The 22,724-nt window shown below is 43.8% G+C and carries 26 protein-coding genes and 1 other RNA gene; 10 read left to right on the top strand and 17 right to left on the bottom strand.

What is annotated here, in order from left to right:
• Positions 1-96 precede the first annotated feature (96 nt).
• The 4 genes from KFE26_RS19250 to KFE26_RS19235 form a co-directional block, all read right to left on the bottom strand.
• Positions 97-276 (bottom strand): hypothetical protein, encoded by a 180-nt coding sequence (locus tag KFE26_RS19250; protein ID WP_063884627.1) that lies wholly within the window; start codon positions 274-276, stop codon positions 97-99.
• 1 nt (position 277) lies between these two features.
• Positions 278-613, bottom strand: coding sequence for a hypothetical protein (locus KFE26_RS19245; protein ID WP_212601389.1), 336 nt, complete (start codon positions 611-613; stop codon positions 278-280).
• Positions 613-921 (bottom strand): hypothetical protein, encoded by a 309-nt coding sequence (locus KFE26_RS19240; protein WP_063884625.1) that lies wholly within the window; start codon positions 919-921, stop codon positions 613-615. Before KFE26_RS19240 ends, KFE26_RS19245 begins: the two co-directional genes overlap by 1 nt.
• A 211-nt stretch (positions 922-1,132) precedes the next feature.
• The gene (locus tag KFE26_RS19235) at positions 1,133-1,756 is read right to left on the bottom strand and encodes a recombinase family protein (protein WP_249195838.1); all 624 of its coding nucleotides are present in this window, start codon (positions 1,754-1,756) and stop codon (positions 1,133-1,135) included.
• Between the two features lie 229 nt (positions 1,757-1,985).
• On the opposite strand from KFE26_RS19235, the gene KFE26_RS19230 reads away from it, so the two are divergent.
• From KFE26_RS19230 to KFE26_RS19220, 3 genes are read left to right on the top strand one after another with little or no spacing between them, the layout of a single operon-like run.
• Positions 1,986-2,630, top strand: a complete 645-nt coding sequence (locus tag KFE26_RS19230; RefSeq protein WP_212601387.1) for a hypothetical protein — start codon at positions 1,986-1,988, stop codon at positions 2,628-2,630.
• A gap of 2 nt (positions 2,631-2,632) precedes the next feature.
• Positions 2,633-3,175, top strand: a complete 543-nt coding sequence (locus tag KFE26_RS19225) for an ImmA/IrrE family metallo-endopeptidase (RefSeq protein ID WP_212601386.1) — start codon at positions 2,633-2,635, stop codon at positions 3,173-3,175.
• The gene (locus KFE26_RS19220) at positions 3,172-4,212 is read left to right on the top strand and encodes a beta family protein (RefSeq protein WP_212601385.1); all 1,041 of its coding nucleotides are present in this window, start codon (positions 3,172-3,174) and stop codon (positions 4,210-4,212) included. Before KFE26_RS19225 ends, KFE26_RS19220 begins: the two co-directional genes overlap by 4 nt.
• Here the strand turns inward: KFE26_RS19220 and KFE26_RS19215 are convergent.
• The 4 genes from KFE26_RS19215 to rsmI all read right to left on the bottom strand — a co-directional run bounded on the left by KFE26_RS19215 (position 4,195) and on the right by rsmI (position 7,640).
• Positions 4,195-4,815: a sce7726 family protein gene (locus KFE26_RS19215; RefSeq protein WP_212601384.1), complete on the bottom strand. Its 621-nt coding sequence runs from the start codon at positions 4,813-4,815 to the stop codon at positions 4,195-4,197. The genes KFE26_RS19220 and KFE26_RS19215 overlap by 18 nt on opposite strands.
• Before the next feature lie 120 nt (positions 4,816-4,935).
• A complete protein-coding gene (locus KFE26_RS24345) occupies positions 4,936-6,342 on the bottom strand; it encodes a tyrosine-type recombinase/integrase (protein ID WP_212601383.1) in 1,407 nt (468 codons plus the stop codon).
• 38 nt (positions 6,343-6,380) lie between these two features.
• An RNA gene (rnpB, locus tag KFE26_RS19205) (RNase P RNA component class A) lies at positions 6,381-6,732 on the bottom strand.
• Between the two features lie 65 nt (positions 6,733-6,797).
• Positions 6,798-7,640, bottom strand: coding sequence for a 16S rRNA (cytidine(1402)-2'-O)-methyltransferase (gene rsmI, locus KFE26_RS19200; protein WP_105250522.1), 843 nt, complete (start codon positions 7,638-7,640; stop codon positions 6,798-6,800).
• 88 nt (positions 7,641-7,728) lie between these two features.
• Between rsmI and KFE26_RS19195 the strand changes: the two genes are divergently transcribed.
• The 4 genes from KFE26_RS19195 to dolP all read left to right on the top strand — a co-directional run bounded on the left by KFE26_RS19195 (position 7,729) and on the right by dolP (position 11,218).
• Positions 7,729-9,630 (top strand): penicillin-binding protein activator, encoded by a 1,902-nt coding sequence (locus KFE26_RS19195; RefSeq protein WP_212601382.1) that lies wholly within the window; start codon positions 7,729-7,731, stop codon positions 9,628-9,630.
• Positions 9,627-9,953 (top strand): YraN family protein, encoded by a 327-nt coding sequence (locus KFE26_RS19190; protein WP_212601381.1) that lies wholly within the window; start codon positions 9,627-9,629, stop codon positions 9,951-9,953. The genes KFE26_RS19195 and KFE26_RS19190 overlap by 4 nt, the downstream gene beginning before the upstream one ends.
• Before the next feature lie 108 nt (positions 9,954-10,061).
• Positions 10,062-10,655, top strand: a complete 594-nt coding sequence (locus tag KFE26_RS19185; protein WP_105250525.1) for a phosphoheptose isomerase — start codon at positions 10,062-10,064, stop codon at positions 10,653-10,655.
• Positions 10,652-11,218 carry a division/outer membrane stress-associated lipid-binding lipoprotein gene (gene dolP / locus KFE26_RS19180; protein WP_105250526.1) on the top strand — a complete coding sequence of 189 codons (567 nt, stop codon included), beginning with the start codon at positions 10,652-10,654 and terminating at the stop codon, positions 11,216-11,218. Before KFE26_RS19185 ends, dolP begins: the two co-directional genes overlap by 4 nt.
• 75 nt (positions 11,219-11,293) lie before the next feature.
• On the opposite strand, the gene KFE26_RS19175 is transcribed toward dolP, so the two are convergent.
• A complete protein-coding gene (locus KFE26_RS19175; RefSeq protein ID WP_212601380.1) occupies positions 11,294-12,178 on the bottom strand; it encodes a DMT family transporter in 885 nt (294 codons plus the stop codon).
• A 120-nt stretch (positions 12,179-12,298) separates the two neighbouring features.
• Here KFE26_RS19175 and KFE26_RS19170 point away from each other — a divergent pair, with 120 nt between their 5' ends.
• Positions 12,299-13,171, top strand: coding sequence for a LysR substrate-binding domain-containing protein (locus KFE26_RS19170; RefSeq protein ID WP_173913161.1), 873 nt, complete (start codon positions 12,299-12,301; stop codon positions 13,169-13,171).
• Between the two features lie 60 nt (positions 13,172-13,231).
• On the opposite strand, the gene trpS is transcribed toward KFE26_RS19170, so the two are convergent.
• The 3 genes from trpS to rpe form a co-directional block, all read right to left on the bottom strand.
• The gene (gene trpS / locus KFE26_RS19165; protein ID WP_113941452.1) at positions 13,232-14,230 is read right to left on the bottom strand and encodes a tryptophan--tRNA ligase; all 999 of its coding nucleotides are present in this window, start codon (positions 14,228-14,230) and stop codon (positions 13,232-13,234) included.
• A gap of 66 nt (positions 14,231-14,296) precedes the next feature.
• Complete coding sequence (locus KFE26_RS19160; RefSeq protein ID WP_105250530.1) at positions 14,297-14,974, bottom strand: phosphoglycolate phosphatase; 678 nt, start codon at positions 14,972-14,974, stop codon at positions 14,297-14,299.
• 2 nt (positions 14,975-14,976) lie between these two features.
• Positions 14,977-15,651 (bottom strand): ribulose-phosphate 3-epimerase, encoded by a 675-nt coding sequence (gene rpe / locus KFE26_RS19155; protein WP_012090481.1) that lies wholly within the window; start codon positions 15,649-15,651, stop codon positions 14,977-14,979.
• A gap of 276 nt (positions 15,652-15,927) precedes the next feature.
• On the opposite strand from rpe, the gene KFE26_RS19150 reads away from it, so the two are divergent.
• Positions 15,928-16,293, top strand: coding sequence for a hypothetical protein (locus KFE26_RS19150; protein ID WP_212601379.1), 366 nt, complete (start codon positions 15,928-15,930; stop codon positions 16,291-16,293).
• On the top strand, positions 16,293-16,478 hold the full coding sequence (locus KFE26_RS19145; RefSeq protein ID WP_105250532.1) for a DUF2970 domain-containing protein: 186 nt from the start codon (positions 16,293-16,295) through the stop codon (positions 16,476-16,478). Before KFE26_RS19150 ends, KFE26_RS19145 begins: the two co-directional genes overlap by 1 nt.
• 18 nt (positions 16,479-16,496) lie before the next feature.
• Here KFE26_RS19145 and KFE26_RS19140 read toward each other — a convergent pair whose 3' ends face one another.
• The 5 genes from KFE26_RS19140 to KFE26_RS19120 form a co-directional block, all read right to left on the bottom strand.
• Positions 16,497-17,336 carry a Dam family site-specific DNA-(adenine-N6)-methyltransferase gene (locus KFE26_RS19140; RefSeq protein WP_131525404.1) on the bottom strand — a complete coding sequence of 280 codons (840 nt, stop codon included), beginning with the start codon at positions 17,334-17,336 and terminating at the stop codon, positions 16,497-16,499.
• 48 nt (positions 17,337-17,384) lie between these two features.
• Entirely contained in the window at positions 17,385-18,821 is a 1,437-nt protein-coding gene (locus KFE26_RS19135; RefSeq protein WP_212601378.1) for an AAA family ATPase, read from the bottom strand.
• An 18-nt stretch (positions 18,822-18,839) separates the two neighbouring features.
• Entirely contained in the window at positions 18,840-19,916 is a 1,077-nt protein-coding gene (aroB, locus tag KFE26_RS19130; protein WP_113941457.1) for a 3-dehydroquinate synthase, read from the bottom strand.
• Positions 19,917-19,925: 9 nt separating this feature from the next.
• Entirely contained in the window at positions 19,926-20,441 is a 516-nt protein-coding gene (gene aroK / locus KFE26_RS19125) for a shikimate kinase AroK (RefSeq protein ID WP_006083542.1), read from the bottom strand.
• A gap of 216 nt (positions 20,442-20,657) precedes the next feature.
• A complete protein-coding gene (locus KFE26_RS19120) occupies positions 20,658-22,709 on the bottom strand; it encodes a type IV pilus secretin PilQ (protein ID WP_212601377.1) in 2,052 nt (683 codons plus the stop codon).
• Positions 22,710-22,724: the final 15 nt, after the last annotated feature.

Raw genomic sequence — 22,724 nt, 5'->3', positions numbered from 1 at the left:
GTGTGATACGAAAGGCTGAACTGGCTAGAGACAGCGGCAAGCGAGTAACCCGCCGCAATCATAGCTAAAACTTCGCCTTCGATATGGGGCGGAGTCTTAGCCAATAACTTCTCCTAATTCGCTTAAACCTGCCCGTAATCTTAGGGCGTTTAAACCTTCAGCGATCAGATACGCAATCAGATCTCGGTATTCCATATCGGAGTGTTCAGCAATCCCGACGATGATTTCATTCAGCTCTTTGCGGATACGAATTGGGGGGCTTGTATTGATGCTCATATTATTTGACCCCCAAGATCGGCAAAGTCACGTTTTTAGCAATATTCGCCTCACGAAGTAGGAAGTCAGCTAATGTAGATTGTTTCAGGCCGTGGCCGCGTCCGAAAGTAGTACAACCAGCGAGCACTAAGGCCTCTAACGCTTCTGCATCTTCAAGGCCTGTATTCTTTGCTACCTGCTTGATTGCTTTCGCTGTGATTTGATCACCAAACTTTAAGCCGTTGATGATGTTCTTGAGCCCATGGAGGTTTGCAAGTGCAGTGGCTTGATCATTCTTCTCAATGGCGTTAATGGCTGTAGAAACGAGATCTGAACAAACGTGGATTCTATCTAACATTATTTAAGTCCCTGTTTAGCTAAAGAAGCGCTGATTCGGTGTAAACCACCTAAATGTTGATATTTAGATGTTTCCTTTACCTCCTGTTCTAACTGTCTCTGTTTCCTCTGCGCTTCTTTTTGCTTGGACTGTTGATTGATTAGTTCTTGCTCCTCGAATGAGATTTTTTGGGGTTCATTCTGTTTGTATTTATCAGCTAGTCGGTAAATCTCGTACTCAGAAAGTTGATTTAAATAGCTTAATTCTAAACCTTGCTCTTGGAGATCCAGAATTAAGATATCTAGTGTTTTAGGGGGACTATTCCTCATATTTTTCCTTTTGTGCTGTATAAGAACAACTCTTTTAAATTCATGTGGCTACATTATATTAGCAATGAGGTTATGTAGCTACGTCACGTAGCTACATTGACTGTTTGTAAGCTGTGAGTAAATCGTGGATATGTAGAAAAATAGATCTTTATCAGCTGGTTAGTATCGCTAAAATATTTCTCTCTTATAATTTGATTGCTTCTTATTTGATCTAGTTTTGCTTTTTCACCCTTTGAACCGTTGAAACTGAGCATCCGAGCACTTCTGCTGTTTTACGAATACTCATGGTTTGCAAGTGAGTTAGAATCGCTTCATGAAGCTTCTCATCCTTGTTTTGACCGCCCCATGTTTTACCTTCAGCCTTGGCTTTGGCGATACCTTGGGCTTGTCTCACCTTTCTCGTTTCGTAATCGTCCCTTGCCATACCCGCAGCTAGGTCAATCATAAAGTTCGTGAGCGCCTTTTGTATGAAGCCAGAATTAACATCGTTTGCTGTGAGTGCTGAATGTGTTTGAGGCTGGTCGGCTATAACAATGATGATTCCCTTGCTTGCTATCTTAGCCTTTAAGCTCTGCCAAGTTTCCCAAGGCAAACGGCTTAGTCGATCCATTTTCTCGATTAGTAGAATGTCACCCTCGGAAGCTTCCTCAATGAGCCTATTTAGCTCTGGGCGGTCAGGGGCGTTTCCTGATACGTTTTCTTGATAGAAGGTCGTAATCTTTACGTGGTGGGCTTTAGCGAAAGCTATTAGCTCTGGTTTGGCGCGAGAGCTGTCTTGTTCTTTGGTTGAAGCTCTTAGGTAGGCACGAATGGTAAGATTAGGTGTATTCAGCATGTGGTGTCTCATCCAATGACATTTGAGTGTATTCATTTGGCTCTGTGAGCCGCATTCCTACGTCATACCAAATGTATTCACTGATGTATACATTAAAGAACACTAACGGTAGAGGAATTTATTTAAAATGGAGCTATAGATAAACCATTGGAATATTAAACATTATTTGAATAGGAATAAACTTAATGTATATTACGTATACAACATTGGACTGTAGAAGCTAAATAATGTGAGTACTCCTAGCAAGCGTCATTTTTTCTTAATCATTTGTGTCTCCTCTATGGTTACATTATTTTTTTGGCTTACTCTATTCCAATTCATCTCATCCCCTTCCTTTCTTAAATATACTGGTTTAGCTGATTCAGTAGCCCTTTTGAACCCAGCTCAAAAAATGGATCCATATACAATATTCACAATTGGTGAGCTAGTTAAGAGCGGTTCACTTATCAGCGTTGATGAATTATGGTCATTCGAAAGTGCCTTTTACCAAACAATTATTACTTTTTTGATAGCTATCAATGGCATAATCGGAGTCCTTGCATTTTTTGTTATAAAAAACTCATCTAATGATAATGCACGCGAGTCAGCTATAGCTCACTCAAAAACATACATAGATAGTTCTGATTTTAAAAAGCGCGTACAAGATGAAGTTCAAGAGAAAATCAAGGGTATACAGGATGATTATCTAGCAACCTTGACGGATCTAAAACAAACCCTTGAGACGAGTGATCAAAGAGATGAAATAATAGAGCGAATAACTAGAGACAATGCAGAGATCCAAAGGCACATCAATCTCATCTCAAAAAGAATCTCCAGTTTAGATAAACAAGATACCGCTGGTGGTAGCTTAACTCTCAGAAGGAAAGGTAAGTAAATATGGCATTCATTACTAGAAAACCTAAAGAAACGAGAATACCTAGTGAATTTGAGAATCTAGCGACACCAACGGATGTAACAACATTTGCACAAAACAATGGCGTCTCAACTTCACCATTGGATGTGTCCGCGCTGACAAAATTACTTGGTATTACAATGCACTTGGAGCCAATGGATGGTGAAGAATCAGGCTCTCTAGTAAAAGATAAAAAGACTGGAAAATGGGTAATGAAGGTTAATTCACTACATCACTTTAACAGACAAAGATTCACAATTGCTCACGAGATAGGGCACTATATAAAGCACAGTATGCAGTCTGAGCATTTCCAAGATAAGACATTTTTCCGTAATGGGGAAACAAATAGAATGGAAATGGAAGCTAATCAGTTCGCAGCAGAATTGCTTATGCCTGCACAAGATTACCATCTATTTGTGGAGACTTCGTCTGCAAAAGTAGAAGACATTGCAGAACATTTCCAAGTTTCATCTATGGCTGTCAGAATACGCGCTAAACAGCTAGGTTATCAGGGACATAATGTATGAGCAGATTTAAATACTTCCCATTAATCAAAACTAGGGATGCTGAGCTGAAATGTTTCCAAAATCTTGGCAGTAATGTTCTAGACTCTATTTTACCCATTTATGAGCTAACTAAATCACGTAAAACAACAAGAACACCTGATGGTGACATTCACAGAAGAATGAACCAAATCAGTGAGATACAGCAAGGAAGACCATTTATTTTAGATTTGTGTACCAATGATAATTATATCAATCCACAAATAGAACAATTAATTGATGAGTATAATGGCTTTCATGATTGGCAATACTTTATAACTCTTTATCAAGATATGAATATCATTCCAATGATTCATTTATATCAAGATGCAGGACAAACATATCCTGAAGTAGAAAAATTCGTTAAAGATATGTCATCAGTTAAAGCTAATTTAGCAGTAAGACTGCCGTATGACTTGGAAAGAGATGACATTAATGTTTACTTAGAGCCAATAATTAATAATCTAAATGAAAACTGTACCTTATTTGTAATACTTGACGCTAACTATATAAGAAATTCCAACATCGACGATATAGTTTATAACTTCTCAACATCAAGTAATGAGATAAGAACATATGGAAATAAAATTGAAGATATTATAATGCTTTGTACTTCATTTCCAAGAAGCCCCGCATCTCTCGGAGAAGATCATCAAGGTAGCTTTAAAATCTACGAAGAAGAAATATTTCGTAAATTAAAAAATAAGATGAAGTACGGTGACTATGCTTCAGTCAATACTGAACAAGTAGAGATAAAAGGAGGAACATTTATCCCTCGGATAGATATTTCTTTGGAAGATACTTTTATTTATAAACGCTATCGACGTGAGAAAGGCAGTTATAACTTATGCGCCATAGAGATGAAAAAAGATCATAGATATCAACAAATTAACTCATGGGCAGACAAAGAGATAGATTTAGCAAGCAAAGGAAAACCAACGGGTATTAGTCCCTCATTCTGGATATCAGTGAGAATGAACTACTACATAACATCACGTTTAGCGCTAAGACTTCAAGACTAAATCGTCAGGCGGCATTCTTGTAATAGTAAGAATGTCGTCTGATGTGACTAAATCACTAGTTTCACCTCTCAACATTCTAGTTACAGCTGAATACTTTTTTATTAATTCTTCACGAGACACTTTCCTCAAAGAATCAATTGAATATTGCTCTGCAGCCACTTTCCCGAGTTCATGTTTAGAGCGTATAGATTTTTCACTAACGATATTTCTCAAAATTTTCACAGATATAGTACTAGCTAATGATTCCTTATCATGGCGTTTAAATAATCTAGATCGTCTAACTTTACTAATTCCAGATTCAGACGCCAATAAGATACCAACCTCACGGCCAATACTCTTACGTACTTGCAATAAATTACTCTGCTCACAGACTATATAGCAGCAATCAAAATATGCTTTGTAACTCTCAATCTGATAACCAAGACGTTCAACGGAATCACCAGCGCCTTTAATCTCATATGCACTAGCTGTCACTCCAGAGATGGATACAATGTCTGCACGTCGACTACCATACTGAAAAGCTACTTCTGCACCTAAAACGCAATAGCTATCTTCGCGCATTAAATATTCAACAAGTAACCTTTTGATTTCTATCTCTTTCATAAAACTCTGCAGTTGATAAGGTAACCATGCACAAGAAAACATGGATAAATGTACAGTATTTAGCGTTATGTTCAACCATAAAAAGGTTTCTAAGCCTAACCTAGAAACCTTTTCTTCAAATTACCAAGTCAAACAGTCAACCACGTTAAGCACATCTTTAAGCTCAAACTCTCCAGTATAAAGCTTTGTAATTCCGACACCAGTAATCTCATGACCGACAACCCTTTGCACCAACTGCATGTTATTGTGCTTAGCAGCCTCAGTTATCACAGCATGCCTCAAACTATGGAATGAATAACGTCTTAGCTCATCGCTTACACGTGGAACACAGAGATAATCCAAGCTTTCTCGAAACTTTGACGTTATGTACTGATCGCTCTTAAAATCTCTAAAAAGTTTATCCTCTGGTGCAGCACCGGATTTTTTAGTCTTATAAAATCGTAAAAAACCTAACTCAATCAATTTGCTATGTAATGGAATTTTACGTCTCGCGGCCTCGGTCTTCCCCTCTTCGATGAACAAGAAGAATCTTTCACTATCTTTATCATGACGAATAGAGGAGATTTTTAAATTGAAAATATCCCCACGTCTAGCTCCTGTATAAGCAGCTAGTAAAATGATCCATTTATAGTCAGAGCATAGCTGGTCTTTCCAATAGTCAACCACTGAAGCCATCTGAGATCCAGATAAAGTCGCATAAGATATTGATTCAAAATCGACCTTCACCCCTTTTGTGGGTGACTCCTTCAACAACCCCTTTTCATCAGTCAAAAACCGTGAGAATAATGACTGGTAATCCTTTAATGCTTCCTTTGCTTGTTTAGAAGCGACTAAATCACATTCTGGAACGCTTCTCGACCTAGCAGCACTAACTGCATCTTCCAATGTCCACAAAGTATAAGGAGCCTTATTACAACGAGGCATATTACTAATAACATCTAATACTTCACGAATATTAAATTTCGTTACCTTATTAATACCTATGTCACCGATGATTTCTAATAAGAGATCAAAATTTCTCATCCTTGATTTCTTTGCAGAATCAGACAGTCCTAAAGAACCATTTTTATTCCTAAAATTACCACGCCAAATCATGTACTTATCAAAAGATTCAGATAGCAAAACATCGGGCAAATCACTATATTTATCAGGATCTGCTTTCTGCATTAAATGGGGATTTTCTTTGATAAAAGTAGTAGCGATCTCTAGCTCTTCTTTGGGATTTTCACGCTCAAACTTAACATCACCAAATATTGTTGGCACTGTCACGAAACCTTGTTTGAATGTATTTTTTAATTGCTGAGCCATTATTTCACCTTTTAATTCACAAAATTTAGATACAACAATTTTGGTGAGTTTTTTGGCGGTTTCTGGCGATGTTGTCTTTAAACTCTGCCTTAAGACGGCAGGTAATCCGGTCATTTGTTGAATTACTGTCGGTACTCTATACCGCAAGTAATAAACCCCGTTCCGCTGATAGGTATGGGGGATTTTTTGTATCTCAGTTTGTAGCACATCTTGTAGCACAAAGGCCTCGCATAGCTGCGAGGCCTCTGTTTACAAGAAGGTTGAGTTGGCCGATAAGCCGGGTCCTGTCTTGGACAGTCATTCATCTAGGCCTGCAATCGCTCACAGGCTCAAGCGACCTACCCGGTTCCAACGCGAGCCACGCCATACGGAACCCTATTTGGTCTTGCTCCGGGTGGAGTTTACCTTGCTACGAACTATTGCTAGCCGCACGGTGCGCTCTTACCGCACCCTTTCACCCTTACCGACCTGATAAATCAGGCAGGCGGTCTACTCTCTGTTGCACTTGTCGTCGGTTCGCACCGCCCAGGCGTTACCTGGCACCCCGCTCTTTGGAGCCCGGACTTTCCTCCCCGTTCTTGCGAACGCGGCGACTGTCTGGCCAACTCGGCGCGGATTATAGCCTAAGCCACCCTGATGCACCACAGATAATCCGCTCGTAAACGTTTTAGCGCTTATAAATCAGACTCTAGGCCGTATTTGTACAGAGCGTTCTTTTTAAGTCCATGAATTTGCGCGGCAATTGCTGCAGCTTTCTTCAATGGCAATTCCTCACATAAGAGTTTGAGCGTATTAATGGCGACGGTGGGAATTGCTTCGTCATCACTCAAATGGTAGCCATGCACCATAAGCACGATTTCACCCTTCTGCTGATTCGGGTCAGTACTTACGGTGGCAAGCACCTCTGAGACAGGACCAGATAAAAAAGTTTCGAAGGTTTTGGTTACTTCACGCGCCATGACGACATGGCGTTCGCCACCAAGTACTTCAACCATAGTCGTTAGACTGTGCTCGATGCGATGGGGTGATTCATAAAATATCAGCGTGCGCGGATCTTCTTTCAGTGCCAATAACTTATCAGCGCGGGCTTTTTCTTTAGAGGGCAGAAAACCTTCGAAAGAAAAACGGTCCGATGGCAAACCCGAGGCGCTCAGGGCGGTAATTGCCGCGCAAGGGCCGGGCAAAGGGATCACATTAAACCCAGATTGGCGCACATGGGAGACCAAGTGATAACCCGGATCGGAAATCAGCGGGGTACCCGCATCTGAAATTAATGCAATTGACAACCCAGCTGCAAGCTGATCGACAATCCACTGGGCACGAGCACGCTCGTTATGATCATGCAGCGCCGTAGTTTTTGTAGTAATACCAAAGTGGCTCAATAACTTACCGCTGTGGCGAGTATCTTCACAGGCGATCAATGAAACCTGATTCAGCACCTCTATTGCCCGTGAGCTCATATCGCCCAAATTACCTATGGGAGTAGGAACTATGTAGAGTGCGACGCTTTGGTCCATATATACCTCTGTAATGACAGTGCCAAGACTTTCGTCAAGCGCGAGAGAAGGTTAAACTAGAGGCTGCATCTTACCAGAGTGAAGCCCAGTGTTAAAAAGCCTGAATACAACTAAGTTCGTTTCCGTGGCCATTTTATCGGTAATCTTGGCGGGTTGTGGCACTTCAACGCCCACCTCGACCGGAACTGCACCCACAGTGGCCACCTCTTTAGCATCCGCACCTTTGTCGGCCAATGTGTATTTGGCACAAGCCGCCAATAGCAAAGATCCGCAGCAGCGCGATACTAATCTGCTGCTCGCAGCCCATGCCTACATCAATGCCAACGACTACGCAGCGGCGCAGAAGCTACTAAAATCGATACAGCCAAGCTTGAATCAGAGCCCAACATTTCTGGCCGAACATAAATACTTGACCGCACGCGTGCTTGAACACACGTCCACCTATAGTGATGCACTTAAAGTTCTGAATTATCCAAGCAATTGGAGTTTGCCAAGCTGGCAGATGACGGCTTATCACCAATTCAAGGCGCATTTATATCAATTGAATAAACAGCCTATTGAACAAGTGCGTGAACTGAGTTTACTGACGACTTACTTGCCCCCCGCCCAAGCCAACGAGGTGAATAACGCGATTTGGCAAGTTCTGCAGCCAATGCACGAACAAACCTTAAAAGCCTTTACCCAAGATGCTAAGACTCCTGTGTTTACGGGTTGGTTGCAATTGGCTTATATCGCGAAGCATTATGCTGTCGATCCGACACAGTTAGTTCGCTACTTAGGCGAATGGCAAAAACAAAATCCTTATCATCCTGCAGCGGCTAAGCTACCCGCCGATCTTGACAGAGCCTTAAACGCTAAGCCATTTACGCCAAAAAACATTGCTGTGCTGTTGCCGCTGACAGGCCCAAGAGCTAACGCTGCCAATGCAATTCGCCAAGGCATATTAGCCAGTTACATGGCCAAGCAAAATGACCAAGTCGCAGTCAACTTTTATGACACGGCAAACGATGCTGCCAGCGCTTACCAACAGGCGCTAACTGCGGGAGCCGAATTTATTATTGGCCCATTATTGCCTACTGAAATTGAACAACTGCAAGTGATCAATGCGGCAAACACAGCCGCCACTAATACGGTGACTAATACTGCTAACCCAGACAAAACGGCCAATACAGCAACAGCACCTGCTGCGCCTGTACCACAACTATTCTTAAATCAAGTTGATAAGTTCACCCCCGATCCGAATAGGTTCTACTTTGCATTATCTCCCGCACAAGAGGCGGCCGATGCGGCGGAGCATTTATATCAAGATGGCGTAACTATGCCGTTACTGCTCGCCAGTAACGATGCCCTTGGCAAACGCATGGCCGAAAGCTTTATTCAAGCATGGAAAAAGAAGAGCGATAACCCTGTCGAAGTTCACTACTTCGATGGAGGTGATAAAATGCGCACCACAGTACAAGATGCCCTTGGCGTGCGCGATAGCCAAGAGCGGATCGCCCGTATTAAAGAACTGTTAGGCAATTCAGTACAAGCCGACTTCCGCTCGCGCCAAGATATTGATGCCATTTATATGATTTCAACGCCACAGGATCTAACCCTGCTCAAGGCCTTTATCGACGTAAACTTTAGCGTTTTCACACAACCTGTGCCTTTATATACCTCAAGCCGCAGCCGAGTTGAAAATGAAAGCACACAAACGGCGCAGGATTTAAATAACCTGACCCTAAGCGACGCACCTTGGCTAATGCAAAACGGCGAAGAAAATCTGATGGTCAACACACTATTTTCGGGCTGGAATAACAGTCAGAAACGTTTGTTTGTTATGGGTTATGATGCAATGGATTTGATCGGCCGTTTAGCGCAAATGCGCTCATTCACGGGTTATCAATTCAATGGTCGCAGTGGTGCTTTATCTGTCAGTCCAGATGGCATAGTCAACCGCCAATTAAGCTGGGGACGTTATGAAAGAGGTAGCTTCCGCCAGTTATGACACTCGGACAGCAGGCAGAATCGCACGCCCAACGTTACCTTGAACAACAAGGCTTAACTTTTGTCGAACGTAATGTCCGCTATCCGTTTGGGGAAATTGATTTAATCATGCGCCATAAAAACCATTGGGTATTTGTCGAAGTGAAGTATCGTTCGGCACATCAATATGGCGGCGCATTACAGGCCCTAAGCAGCGCGCAGATTTCGCGAATTCGCAAAGCGGCTAGCCACTATTTACAACTCAATAGACTCGATGTTCCCTGTCGTTTCGATGTCATCGCCATGGAAGCCAATCAAATTCATTGGCTGGTCGATGCCTTTTAAGCGCCAATAGTGAAAAAGTGACTACACAAATTATTTTAACGTCTGTGCCTCAACACGCTTGTGGAAATATGGCATGATAGCAACACTTTATCCTGAAAGGATTTATCCATGTTAGAACGCATTAAAGACAGCTTTACTGAATCTATCCAGACAAAAATCGATGCAGCCGAAGCACTGCCAGAATCCATCGCCAAAGCGGCCGAGATGATGGTGCACTGTCTTTTGGGTGGCAATAAAATCCTTGCTTGCGGTAACGGCGGCAGTGCTGGTGATGCGCAACATTTCTCAGCAGAACTGCTAAACCGCTACGAGATTGAGCGTCCACCCTTACCAGCCATCGCTCTGTCTACCGATACTTCAACCATCACAGCTATCGCCAACGACTATAGCTATGATGAGATTTTCTCAAAACAGATTTTTGCCTTAGGTCAACCGGGCGACATTCTGCTAGCAATCTCGACCAGTGGTAACTCAGGTAACGTGATTAAAGCCATTGAAGCCGCATTAAGCCGCGACATGACTATCGTAGCGCTAACAGGTAAAGATGGCGGCGCTATGGCTGGCCTACTGAGCGTGAACGATGTGGAAATCCGCGTACCTTCAAATGTCACTGCACGTATCCAAGAAGTGCACCTACTGGTGATCCATTGCCTGTGTGACAATATTGACCGCACCCTCTTCCCACAGGACGAGCAGCAATGAGACACGCTGCCCCGCTGTTAATGGTTTGCTTGCTGCTTCAAGGCTGCGCCGGTGCCGTTATGGTGGGCGCAGTCAGTGGCGCTATGATGGCCAACGACGAACGTACTGTTAAGACTCAGCTTGATGATACCAATACTGATTTTAAGATCACCAGCGCACTGCTAGAGCAAGAAGATCTTAAAAAACAAACGAATATCACAGGTGTATCCGTCAATGGCAATGTACTTATGATAGGCCAAGCCCCTAACTCTACGTTAAGGGATAAAGCCATCAAGGTCGTACAAGATCTTAAGCTCGGCGGCAAAATACATAATCAAATCCGCATTGGCAATCCAACCTCTTTCACCACCCGCAGCAATGACACTTGGGTTACAACCAAAGTTAAGGGCCGCATGCTGAACGAAAAAGATTTGGATGTGACTCGCATTAAAGTCATCACTGAAAATGGTGAAGTCTTCCTGCTGGGGGTTATTCATCGCTCACAAGCAGACTTAGCTGTTGATATCGCCCGTAATACTGCTGGCGTGCGTAAAGTGGTGAAAGTATTTGAGTATGCTAAGTAATTTTGCAGTTTACCTATTTAAAACTTGAGCCTAAGTGGTGAGCCAACTCGCCCACTTAGGCTTAAACCCTCGATGTTATTTTCCCGTGAGTGTATCTGCTATCTTAGGTGCCGATTTTGATAGGATCGATCCTAACCAAGGTAAAAACAACGAAGGTAATACGATTAAGGCTGCACCGAGCCAACTTAAGTTATCCAACCATTCATCGAACAACAACCAGCCTAAAAAGACAATAAACAACAAGCCTGTGTATTCCGCAATCGCGATATCACTCGCCTGTGCCTTGCGATAAGCCAGCACACAAAACCAGTGATAAACCAATAAAAATGCGTTGCTCAGCAAGGCCACGCTCACCAGCTCCCAACTCAAACCCTCAATCCCCTGAAACGCTGCAATCACTAACGTTGCCGGAATACCCAGCAAGTTATATAGCATTAGCGTTAGCACGGGATGCTCAGCATGGGGTACTTTTTTAAGTGCTAACTGATTCACTGCAAAGGTAAAGGCAGAAAACAGTACAGCAATGCCGTACCAGTTCATTTCACTCGGTCGCAGGATAATCAAGATGCCGACAAAACCTAAGCCAGTACAGATTGTCTGAGCAGCGGTGATCCTCTCGCTCAGGAAGAAATACCCCATCAAAATAATCATTAGCGGTGCGGAGTAAAACAATGAGCTAACTGTCGCGAGCGGTAATGCCATTAAGCCAATAATTAAAAAAAGCGCGCCAACTGAGCCTATGTTGGCACGCCAAAGGTGAACTGAGATATGTGTCGTCATCGGACGCTGCGAATACAGCCACACTGGCAACAACATAAATACTGAAGAGATTTGCCTGACAAGGAGAAAAGTCGAGGCACTCGCATCGTCCGGTAACCACTTGATCGACACATCATAGAAGGCACTGAATAGGTTACCTACTATCAATAAAATCAAACCAATAACTACTGGGCGTTGCATTTTTTAACATCCATAAATCTCAATGGCGGCATGATAATCCTCGCAAAACTTAAGCTGAAATGATGCTTTCTCATGCTAGATGAATTAAATTCATACTAAAGCCTTTAGATATTGAAAATAATGAGAAAGCTTCCGCCATTACGCGCTCTACAAGTGTTTGAAGCTGCCGCCAGACAGCAGCATTTTTCTAAGGCCGCCGATGAACTGTGCATCACCCAAAGTGCAGTGTCGCACCAAGTGCGAGTATTAGAAGAGTATTTTGGCGAGCAACTGTTCGACCGTCAGGGGCGTAAACTGCAGTTAACGCCTAAGGGGCACGGACTATTTCTAGAGTTAGAGCGGATATTCAACGAGTTAAGCGACCTCAACTTGAAAGTACGCGATACGCCAAATCAACAACTCTGCCTGGCCGTTTACAGCTCATTCTCAGTAAAATGGTTGATCCCAAGACTCGCCGATTTTCGCCGCCAATATCCGAGCGTGAAAATCCGCCTCGAGATGATCACCCAAGATCCTGACCTAAGCACCAGCACCGCGGATATCTTCATCGCCGGTAAGCTAAATCAACGTGGCTATTGGCAACAGTTACTGCACAAAGAGCGTTTAATTCCTGTATGCAGCCCCAGTTTTTACCTTAAATGGCGCGATATAAGCCTGAGTAATTTCCAGCAACAAGCTCTGCTTGTGGTTGATGAAGGACCATTAGGGCTCGACTGGCATAAGTGGTCATCGGCGCACCAAATACCACTCGATAACGAACAACAGCATGTGTTTAGTCATATTGTGATGGCGATTGAAGCAGCGATTGCCGGCCAAGGCTTAGCCCTAGCGCCGGACTTTATGGTGGCTGGCGATATCACTACGGGGCGTTTAGTCGCCTTGAATCTGCCCGATGTGCATACCGGATTTGAATTTACCTTCTTTTGTAAGCAACGCCGTTTATCAGAACCTGCGATTGCCGCTTTCTCATCTTGGCTAAAATCACAGGCTTAGGATGAATTACAGGCACAAAAAAGCCGACGCGAACGTCGGCTTAATTTATCGATCGATTGATTACACTAACAAACCAATCTTCTCATACACTTTCTTCAGGGTCACTTCGGCGCGCGCCTGCGCACTCTGTGCCCCAGCTTTCATCACTTGGTCTAAGTAAGCGCGATCGCTACGAATCGCGCGGTAGCGCTCTTGCAGTGGCTCTAACATGCTCACAACCGCTTCACCTGCTGCACCTTTCAAATGACCATACATCTTGCCTTCAAACTCGGCTTCTAGGCTCGCAATGCTTTGCCCTGTCACACCCGACATGAGACTCAGCAGGTTAGAAACACCCGGTTTATTATCCACATCAAAACGCACGACTGGCGGCTCATCACTGTCTGTCATGGCTTTTTTCAGCTTCTTCAGCACTGATTTCGGATCTTCTAGCAGGCCGATAACGTTATTACGGTTGTCGTCTGACTTAGACATCTTCTTTAGCGGCTCCTGCAGCGACATGACTTTAGCGCCAAGTTCAGGAATAAACGGCTCAGGAATGGTGAAAGTATCACCATAGGCATTGTTAAAACGAGTAGCGATATCACGCGTTAACTCAAGGTGTTGTTTCTGATCTTGGCCAACGGGGATTTCGTTCGCTTGATAAATCAGAATATCCGCCGCCATCAACACTGGGTAGCCAAATAAACCCACGTTGATGTTGTTAGCGTGCTTTTGTGATTTATCTTTAAACTGAGTCATGCGGCTCAACTCGCCCATTTGGGTATAGCAGTTTAATGCCCAACCCAATTGCGTATGTTGTGGCACCTGTGACTGGATAAACACTGTACTCTTTTTAGGATCGACGCCACAGGCCAAATACAGGGCTAAGGTATCTAAACACGCTTCGCGCAATGCTTTAGGATCTTGGCGCACAGTAATGGCATGCAAATCAACTACACAATACAGGCAGTCGTGGCTATCTTGCATCGCAACCCATTGACGCAATGCACCCATGTAGTTACCTATGGTTAATTCGCCGGACGGCTGTGCACCGCTGAGTACTATGGGTTTGGTCATTACGTCATTGCTCCACTATCTATATAAAAAGACTAAAAAAATCGGCTAAAGAACAGGTAACCCCCATTACTTGGTAGGTTTTACCCAGTTCAGAATCTCACTAAATTGCTCACATACGGCATCTGGGCCACTGAGCCCAATATCTTCACCGTAGTTGTAGCCGTAGGTCAAGCCGATTGATGCTATCCCAGCCGCTTTCGCCGCTAAAATGTCATTTTTAGAATCGCCGACCATCAATAACTCAGTTTTCTCCAATTGCCACTCATGCAATAAATGCTGCAGTGGCAAAGGGTCAGGCTTCATCTTCGCTAAGGTATCACCACCTAACACTAAGCTGAAAAAGTCGTTAATCCCAAAGGCATTGAGTAATGGCATGGTAAAACGATAGGGTTTATTAGTGACAACCGCTAACTTAAAGCCTGCATCAAACAAAGTTTGCAGCACTTGATGCACGTCGCTATACAGCGCACTGTGCTTTTCAAGATTTTCTTGATAATGATGCATAAAAATCGGCATGGCCGTATCAAGCGCGGTCTGCTCAACATCCGTACCCAAAGCATGACTCATAGCACGGCGCATTAACATTTCGGCGCCGTTACCGACCCAAGTACGAACTTGCGCCTCAGAGCAGCTCTTCAAACCTAACTCGGCTAAGGCTTCCTGCGTGGCAACGGTTAGGTCAGGCACACTGTCGATCAGCGTGCCATCAAGATCAAACGCTATCGCTTTAATCTCATCCCACATGGCTATGCCCCAACTTTAGCAAGTTCGGCACGCATCTCATCAACAACGGCCTTATAATCGGGCTTGCCGAAAATAGCCGAGCCCGCGACAAACATGTCCGCACCGGCGGCCGCGATTTCGGCGATATTGTCGACCTTAACGCCGCCATCGACTTCTAAACGAATATCAAAACCACTGGCATCAATACGCGCACGCACTTGGCGCAGCTTATCTAAGGTTGATGGAATAAAGGATTGACCACCAAAACCAGGGTTCACTGACATCAATAGGATCACGTCGAGTTTATCCATCACATGGTCAAGATAATGCAGTGGTGTCGCAGGGTTAAACACGAGACCCGCCTTACAACCGCACTCTTTGATGAGCTGAAGTGTGCGATCGACGTGCTCAGAGGCTTCTGGGTGGAAAGTAATAATAGACGCGCCCGCTTTAGCAAAATCAGGCACGATACGGTCAACCGGCTTGACCATCAAATGCACATCAATATCAGCGGTAATCCCATAGTTACGCAGTGCTTGGCACACCATAGGGCCAATCGTTAAGTTAGGAACATAGTGATTATCCATCACATCAAAATGTACTACGTCGGTTCCCGCATCTAACACAGCTTTTACATCGTCACCCAAACGGGCAAAATCGGCAGATAAAATTGATGGAGCAATCAAGAATGGACGCATAAAACACTCGCTGCTATTTGGATAAAAAGTGCCTTATTTTACCCTGAGCCAAGCTAAGCCTCTATAGCTAAAGCCACATTTCTGGCAATTGATCCGCTATGCCTATGTCAGCAAAGCAGCACACTCTGCAGCTATCGCAGTAAATTGGGGCTTAGATTCGGTAAAATAAGCTAATATTTCCGAGCATTTTGGCTGGAATTGATAATTTTTTGTTCATAAACTAAGCGAGTTTGTTATACTCGAGGCGCAGTGCTGGTTCATTCCAAAGGAAGCGTTATGATGGAGCGGTTTAGTCAGTTTTCACACTATGTTAGGTCGGTGACATTCAAGTCATCTATGATGTTGGCATTTACTGCTGTTGTAGTGGCCACGCTAGCTTTTAGCGTTGAAAAACTTACGGAAAATACCGAAACTGCATCTTGCGCTTGTAGCAATGACACTCGTTACAACAATGCACTGCCCAGTAGCCACCCTAATAATCGCTGCGCCGATCAAGCACAAACCTTAAGCTGGAAAACGTGGCTTACAGGTAAAAACCGTTCGAGTCAGTTCCACTTTGTCGATCTACTTGAACTATTACATGGTCATCAAGATAAACCTATGGATGATCTCAAGCCCACTACGTCGCATCTCGCCTATTAATGCTTAGCCGCATTTGGCAAGTATTCCACAGTACCGTTGCCGCCTTTTTCGGGGTACAAACTAGCGAAAATCGTAAAAAAGATTTTCAAACCAGTTCCCCATTGCCCTATATAGTGATGGGCATAGTGTTAGCTGTCATCCTAGTGGCAAGTCTGATGTTTCTCGTAGGACAAGTGCTTAGCTAAACGTTATTTATGTTGAAACTAGTCGTCTTTTGGATCGTAGTTTTCATCATATAGCGCCATCAACTCATCCACTTTGTTACGACCACTGCCATTTTGGCTAATGTTGCGTTGCACTTGAATTTTCGCTAAATGCGCGCCGCGATATAACTCGCGAGTTAATGGAATATCGTGATTACTAATCAATACCGGAATACCACGCTCTAACGCGGTATGGCGCGAATGACGAGCCAGCAGTGCTTGATCGTCTAAACTAAAACCTGCACCAACATATGTCGTGAAACTGGATGTAGTAGATAACGGTGCGTAAGGTGGATCGCAATAGATAACATCGCCACTGCGTGTCTGCTCAAAGGCTTTTTCGTAACCAATGCATTTAAACTCAGCACGTTGCGCTTTTTCAGAAAAGGCCCAGATTTCCTTTTCGGGGAAATAAGGTTTTTTATAGGAGCCAAAGGGCACATTGAAGCCACCCTTACGGTTATAACGGCATAAGCCATTAAAACCATGGCGATTTAAATAAAGAAAATACACAGAACGCTGGAAAGGGTCGCGACATTTATTAAAGTCTGTCCGCACCTGATAGTAAGCTTCCTTTTGATTCATCTCATCGACAAACAATGCTTTAGCTGCGGCAATGTATGCTTCTGGTTGATGCTTCACTATCTGATATAACTCGATCAAGTCCTGATTAATGTCACAGAGCAGGTAGCTAGGATAATCCGTATTCAAGAAAACGGATCCTGCACCCACAAACGGCTCGACCAAACGGTCTCCTGCGGGTAAATAACTGGCTAAATCATCCACCAATTTAAATTTACCGCCAGCCCACTTAAGGAAGGCTCTGTGTTTTTTTATCATTTAACTTGATGAATGCCGACAAAAATAAAGGTCATGATTGTACTCTGTTTATTCTGAAATTTCACGATTTGAGAGACTTTCTTCTACTTGATAATCTTTCAAATCGGCCCATTTTCTGACCCAAGGTTGCTCAAAACTATACTCCTTAACCAATTGAGCCGCCGCATTCGAAGCCAATTTGCTACTGCTGTAGTGACCAACGAGAACAACCCACCGCTGTTTATACTTTGCGACTCGAACACCCTCGACATTCTCAAGACTCTTTAATGTCGAACGCAAGGTCTCTAACTGAGCAACACTCGCTATTTGTACTGTATAACCTTTGAGTGGCTTTTGCGGTTCCAAAACTGTTTTATCAACCTTTGCCGCCTCTGGCGCTGGAGACTGAACATCTACCGTTTTAGCTTGAGGCTCTGCATCCACAGTTGGCTCATCATCACCAAAAGACTTGCTACTCACTTCACCAACACTCACTAAGGCTCCATCATCAGGCTCTGGATGTGGTGCCTCACCATGAAATTCACTTAATGGATCGACAGCCTGTTCTGTTTTGGCTTTGGATGTATCTAGTTCGTTAACTTTCACGGTTACAGTGGCAAACTTTAATTGTTCAGCGCGCAGAGCAAAATAGGGGGCTAAGATTTTTTGCCCATAGGACAAGAAAGCGGGTGAATCTATCGCAGGAAAAGTCGCAGTCTCTAGGGCTTGCTCTTCAGAAAATGGTTGAGTAACACCAAGCCAAATACCTAGCGCTAACAACATGCTCACAGCTGTCACCATCACAGCTTTATATTTCATCCAAGAAGATGTTTTCTCTTGCGGGCTATGCAAGGCTTTATCTAACAGATTGACCACTTCTTGCGGCGTACCCGTTTGCTTCTCAAGCTGACTGCGTACGATTTCCCTTGGCGTAAAAGGGTTTTGATCGCTGTATCTCAGCAATGTTTGATACAAAGCTTCACGCTCTGGCATGGTTAACGGCTCAATACTGATAGGCAATATTTGCCGCCGCAATTGCTCGGGTAATTGTGGCAATAGGTCCGCTAAGAATGCCGGTGGAACCGTGAGCGTGACGGCAATATTCTTACCCGCACACTGGATCTGATTGAGAATAATACACTCAGCCCAGAGCGCCTTAGGCAATAAATGCGCATCATCGATAATGATATGTAAGGGTTTAGTTTGCGTGCTCGCAAGCCGCAACAGAGTATCGGCGAGGGGAATGTCGTCGTCAAAAATAGGTGATGATATTAGCTGGACTAGAATTTTGCGGCGTATCTCAGCGTTATCGGCATGCATAGGACAAATCACAAATGCCGCATTTGACTCGTCAAAATCGGTCGCTAATCCGGTAACTAAGGTCGTTTTTCCTGAACCGCTGACACCAGAAAGCACCAGCAGCTGATCGCTATAACTGGCAACATGATGCATTCTTTGTATGAGGGCTTCCTGAGAAGGAAGCAAGACTGAACCCTGAAACGTCACTCGCCCACCACACAGTTTTTATGCGCAGCGAATAACCTGTTCAAGGGTAGATTCTGTGACTTGACTAAACACATCCGCGCGGCCTATTGCCGTTGGGAGCACCAGTCGAATCTGACCGCCTAAAACTTTTTTATCGCGTCGCATATGTTGAATGAAACTGTCGAAATCCATAGATTCCGGCGCACTCACTGGAAGATCAAAAGCTTGTAGTAACTGTATGATACGACAAACGATTGACTCATCGATAAGCCCCAGTGCCTTAGCTGTTTTAGCAGCAAGGACTGTGCCAGCTGACACGGCTTCACCATGCAGCCAATTACCGTAGCCCATTTCGGCTTCAATCGCGTGACCAAAGGTATGACCCAGATTCAACAAAGCACGCACGCCCTGCTCAGTTTCATCTTGGCTAACCACATCGGCTTTAATCTCACAGCAACGAGAGATAGCATAAACTAATGCTTCGGCATCTAAGGTTTTTAGCGCCGTTACATTATCTTCAAGCCATTGAAAAAAATCAGCATCCCACATGATGCCATACTTGATGACTTCCGCCATTCCCGCCGCAAACTCGCGCGCTGGAAGCGTATGTAAACATAAAGTATCGATAAGCACGATTTGTGGCTGATAAAAGGCCCCAATCATGTTTTTACCAAGAGGATGGTTAACAGCCGTTTTACCGCCGACGGAAGAATCCACCTGCGACAATAAAGTTGTCGGAATTTGAATAAAATCGATCCCACGTTGATAACATGCCGCGGCAAAGCCCGTCATATCACCAATCACGCCGCCACCCAAAGCCACCAGCACAGAATCTCGACCATAGTTTTGCTGCAGCAATGCAGTAAAAATAGTATCTAGATGTGCTAAGTCTTTGAATTGTTCGCCATCAGGAAGGATAACACTCTCTACCTCACCAAACGAAGCCATCGTCTCTTGTATCTGTTTAAGATACAAAGGCGCGACAGTTTCATTGGTGACGATAAGAATACGTTTTTTAAGCAGGTAGCGAGACAAGGTCTCGCCATCACTCATCAAATTCTGGCCAATGTAAATGGGATAACTACGTACACCTAAATCAACCTGAATTTGCTTCATAAATTCTGCCTAAAAACCTAATTGCTCAATGATCTGATTTGCGACGATCTTTGCGCTTTGATCATCGGTTTTGACAATCACATCGGCAATTTCTTCGTACAATGGATTACGGATCTCTGCAAGATTCTCCAACACTTCTCGAGGATCATCCACTTGCAATAATGGGCGTCGCTTGTCTCTTTGAGTACGAGCAACCTGTTTGTCGATAGTGGTTTCCAGGTAAACCACAATGCCACGAGCAGACAGATGATTACGGATATCTTTGCTTTGTACTGAACCACCACCGGTGGCAAGGACGATACCTTGTTTCTCAGACAAATCAGCAATAACCTGAGCTTCACGACGACGGAAGCCTTCTTCACCTTCGACGTCAAACACCCAAGCAATATCAGCGCCTGTGCGTTGTTCAATCTCTTGATCCGAATCGTGGAATTCTAAATGCAGCATTTGCGCCAGATGGCGACCAATTGTGCTTTTACCTGCGCCCATAGGGCCTACCAGAAAAATATTACGTTTTTCAGCCATTTCTTGTACGTCTGAATCTTATTGAAAAGTATGCCTATATCGACTCAACATCAAGCCGACCTATATGTTACCTTGCTCTTATGAGACTTGACCGAGGATTATCTCAGCTTAGGGTCTACTATGGCAAGCCATGTGCGCTATTTATGCAAAGAATTGTATTCCAGTAATAATAAAGCCAGCAATCACTGCTGGCTTTAGTCGATACATAGCAAGTGCTTAGATCTTCTCACCGACTATTTTGGGGGTTACGAAAATAAGTAGCTCTTGACGCTCATTTTTGTCTGTTGTGTTCCTAAACAGGAAACCGACTAAGGGAATGTCACCGAGAATAGGGACTTTACTCACACGGCTGATCAAGTTTTGCTGATAAATACCACCAAGGACTATGGTTTCACCGTTATCAACTAGCACTTGAGTGCCAATACGTTGAGTATCGATGGCGACAGCGGGGCCCGTTGGTGTGTCAACCGTCTTGCCCTGAGAGTCTTGGGTGATTTCCAAATCTAAAATAACGCGGTTATCAGGTGTAATTTGTGGTGTAACTCGCAAGGACAACACGGCTTTCTTAAAAGTGACCGAGGTTGCACCGCTTGAAGTCGACTGCACATAAGGGATCTCCACACCCTGCTCAATATAAGCCGCCTTTTGGTTAGAGGTAGTAATACGAGGGCTGGCGATAATTTCACCTTTATTTTCTTGCTCTAACGCACTCAATTCCAAATCAAGAATGGTACCATCTGCCAACTTAGCAACGTGGAATGCGATACTTGTTGGATTGGTCACTGCCGCAGGCAAATTAACGTTCAAACGTTGGTCAGGAGTTGGAATGATGCCGTTGGCAATACTCTGAGCACCTTCTAATGTACCTGAGGTTCCCTTACTGCCCTGCTGATCCGTTACGCCCCAACGTATGCCTAAGTCTTCAGAGACATCATCTTTGACCGTTACCATACGTGACTCGATCAGTACTTGACGAATAGGGATATCGAGTACTTCGACTAAACGATGAATGTTCTCAATCGTTTCTGCCGTATCTTTCACGAGTACAGTGTTGGTACGTTCATCGACCGCAACTGAGCCGCGTGGCGAGAGTAAACTAGAATCTGCACTTTTAAGGAGCTCAGCAATATCGATCGCTTTGGCATAGTTAATTTGCAAGTACTCAGAATACAAAGGTGCTAGCTCTTTAACTTCTTGCCTATTTTTGAGATTTTGGCTTTCACGAATAGCCAACTCTTCGCTCGGTGCCACCATTAAGATGTTGCCTTCGATACGTTTATCTAGGCCTTTGGTTTGTAGAATCAAATCTAATGCTTGGTCCCAGGGCACATCATCCAATCTCAAGGTGATGTTGCCTTCAACAGTATCACTCGTGACTAAGTTAAAATTGTTATAGTCAGCAATGATCTGCAAAACAGTACGTACAGGGATATTTTGAAAGTTAAGCGACAAAGTTCGGCCATTGTATTTTTTAACATCTTTCTTGGCGGCAACTCTCTCAACTTTATTCATCGAGAGTCTAAAGAGATTATCCTCTTGCTTATAACTGAACTCATATTCCCCAGCAATATCAACTAAAATGCGCGTTGTTAGATCTTCTTTAAATGTCTCGAAGCTTTTTACTGGCGTTGAAAAATCTTTCACATCCATAACATAAAGCAGATCACTATTAATATCAGTGTTATATAACTTAACTTCGAGTTTAGCGCCCACTTGCTCAACGTTAACGGCAACCGAGCGGTTATTCAAATAGACTAATAACTCACCGCCACCATTTTCATTACGACGAAAATCGATATTTTTAATGCTGTTAACGAAGGGATTTTCTGCCTGAGTCTGAGCGCCTGCAACCTCATCATTAATAGTGAGTCGATATGAGTTGCCCATGACTGAACCTTGGTAAGGTTTCACTTTGGACATACCTAAGGTGACTTTAAGACGAGTATCTTGTTGCTCAGTCACCATGTCAGTTACACCGACTTGATTAATGGGTAAGCGATCCTTGGATAAACCAGAAATACTATTATCAAAGGTTAATACGAGCTCTGCAGGCGAGGCATTAGAGTCAATAACTGGCGGAGTGACCGCTTCTTCAAATACCAACTCTAGCTCTAACTGGTGGTCAACCAAGGCATGGTATTTAACATCCATTAATCGGTTTGCAGCATAACTCGATGGCAAAATTCCAAATACCAATGCGATCCCAATAACAGACTTGATTAAGCCTGAAGAAATTAACGGGACTTTTATCGCGGCAGAAGATTTCATTATTCCCTCATCCTT

The organism is Shewanella sp. M16 (genome assembly GCF_018224605.1).
Classification (GTDB): domain Bacteria; phylum Pseudomonadota; class Gammaproteobacteria; order Enterobacterales; family Shewanellaceae; genus Shewanella; species Shewanella oncorhynchi.
Note: the sequence above shows the minus strand (reverse complement) of the source record. Positions and strands in the feature narration are given on the sequence as shown.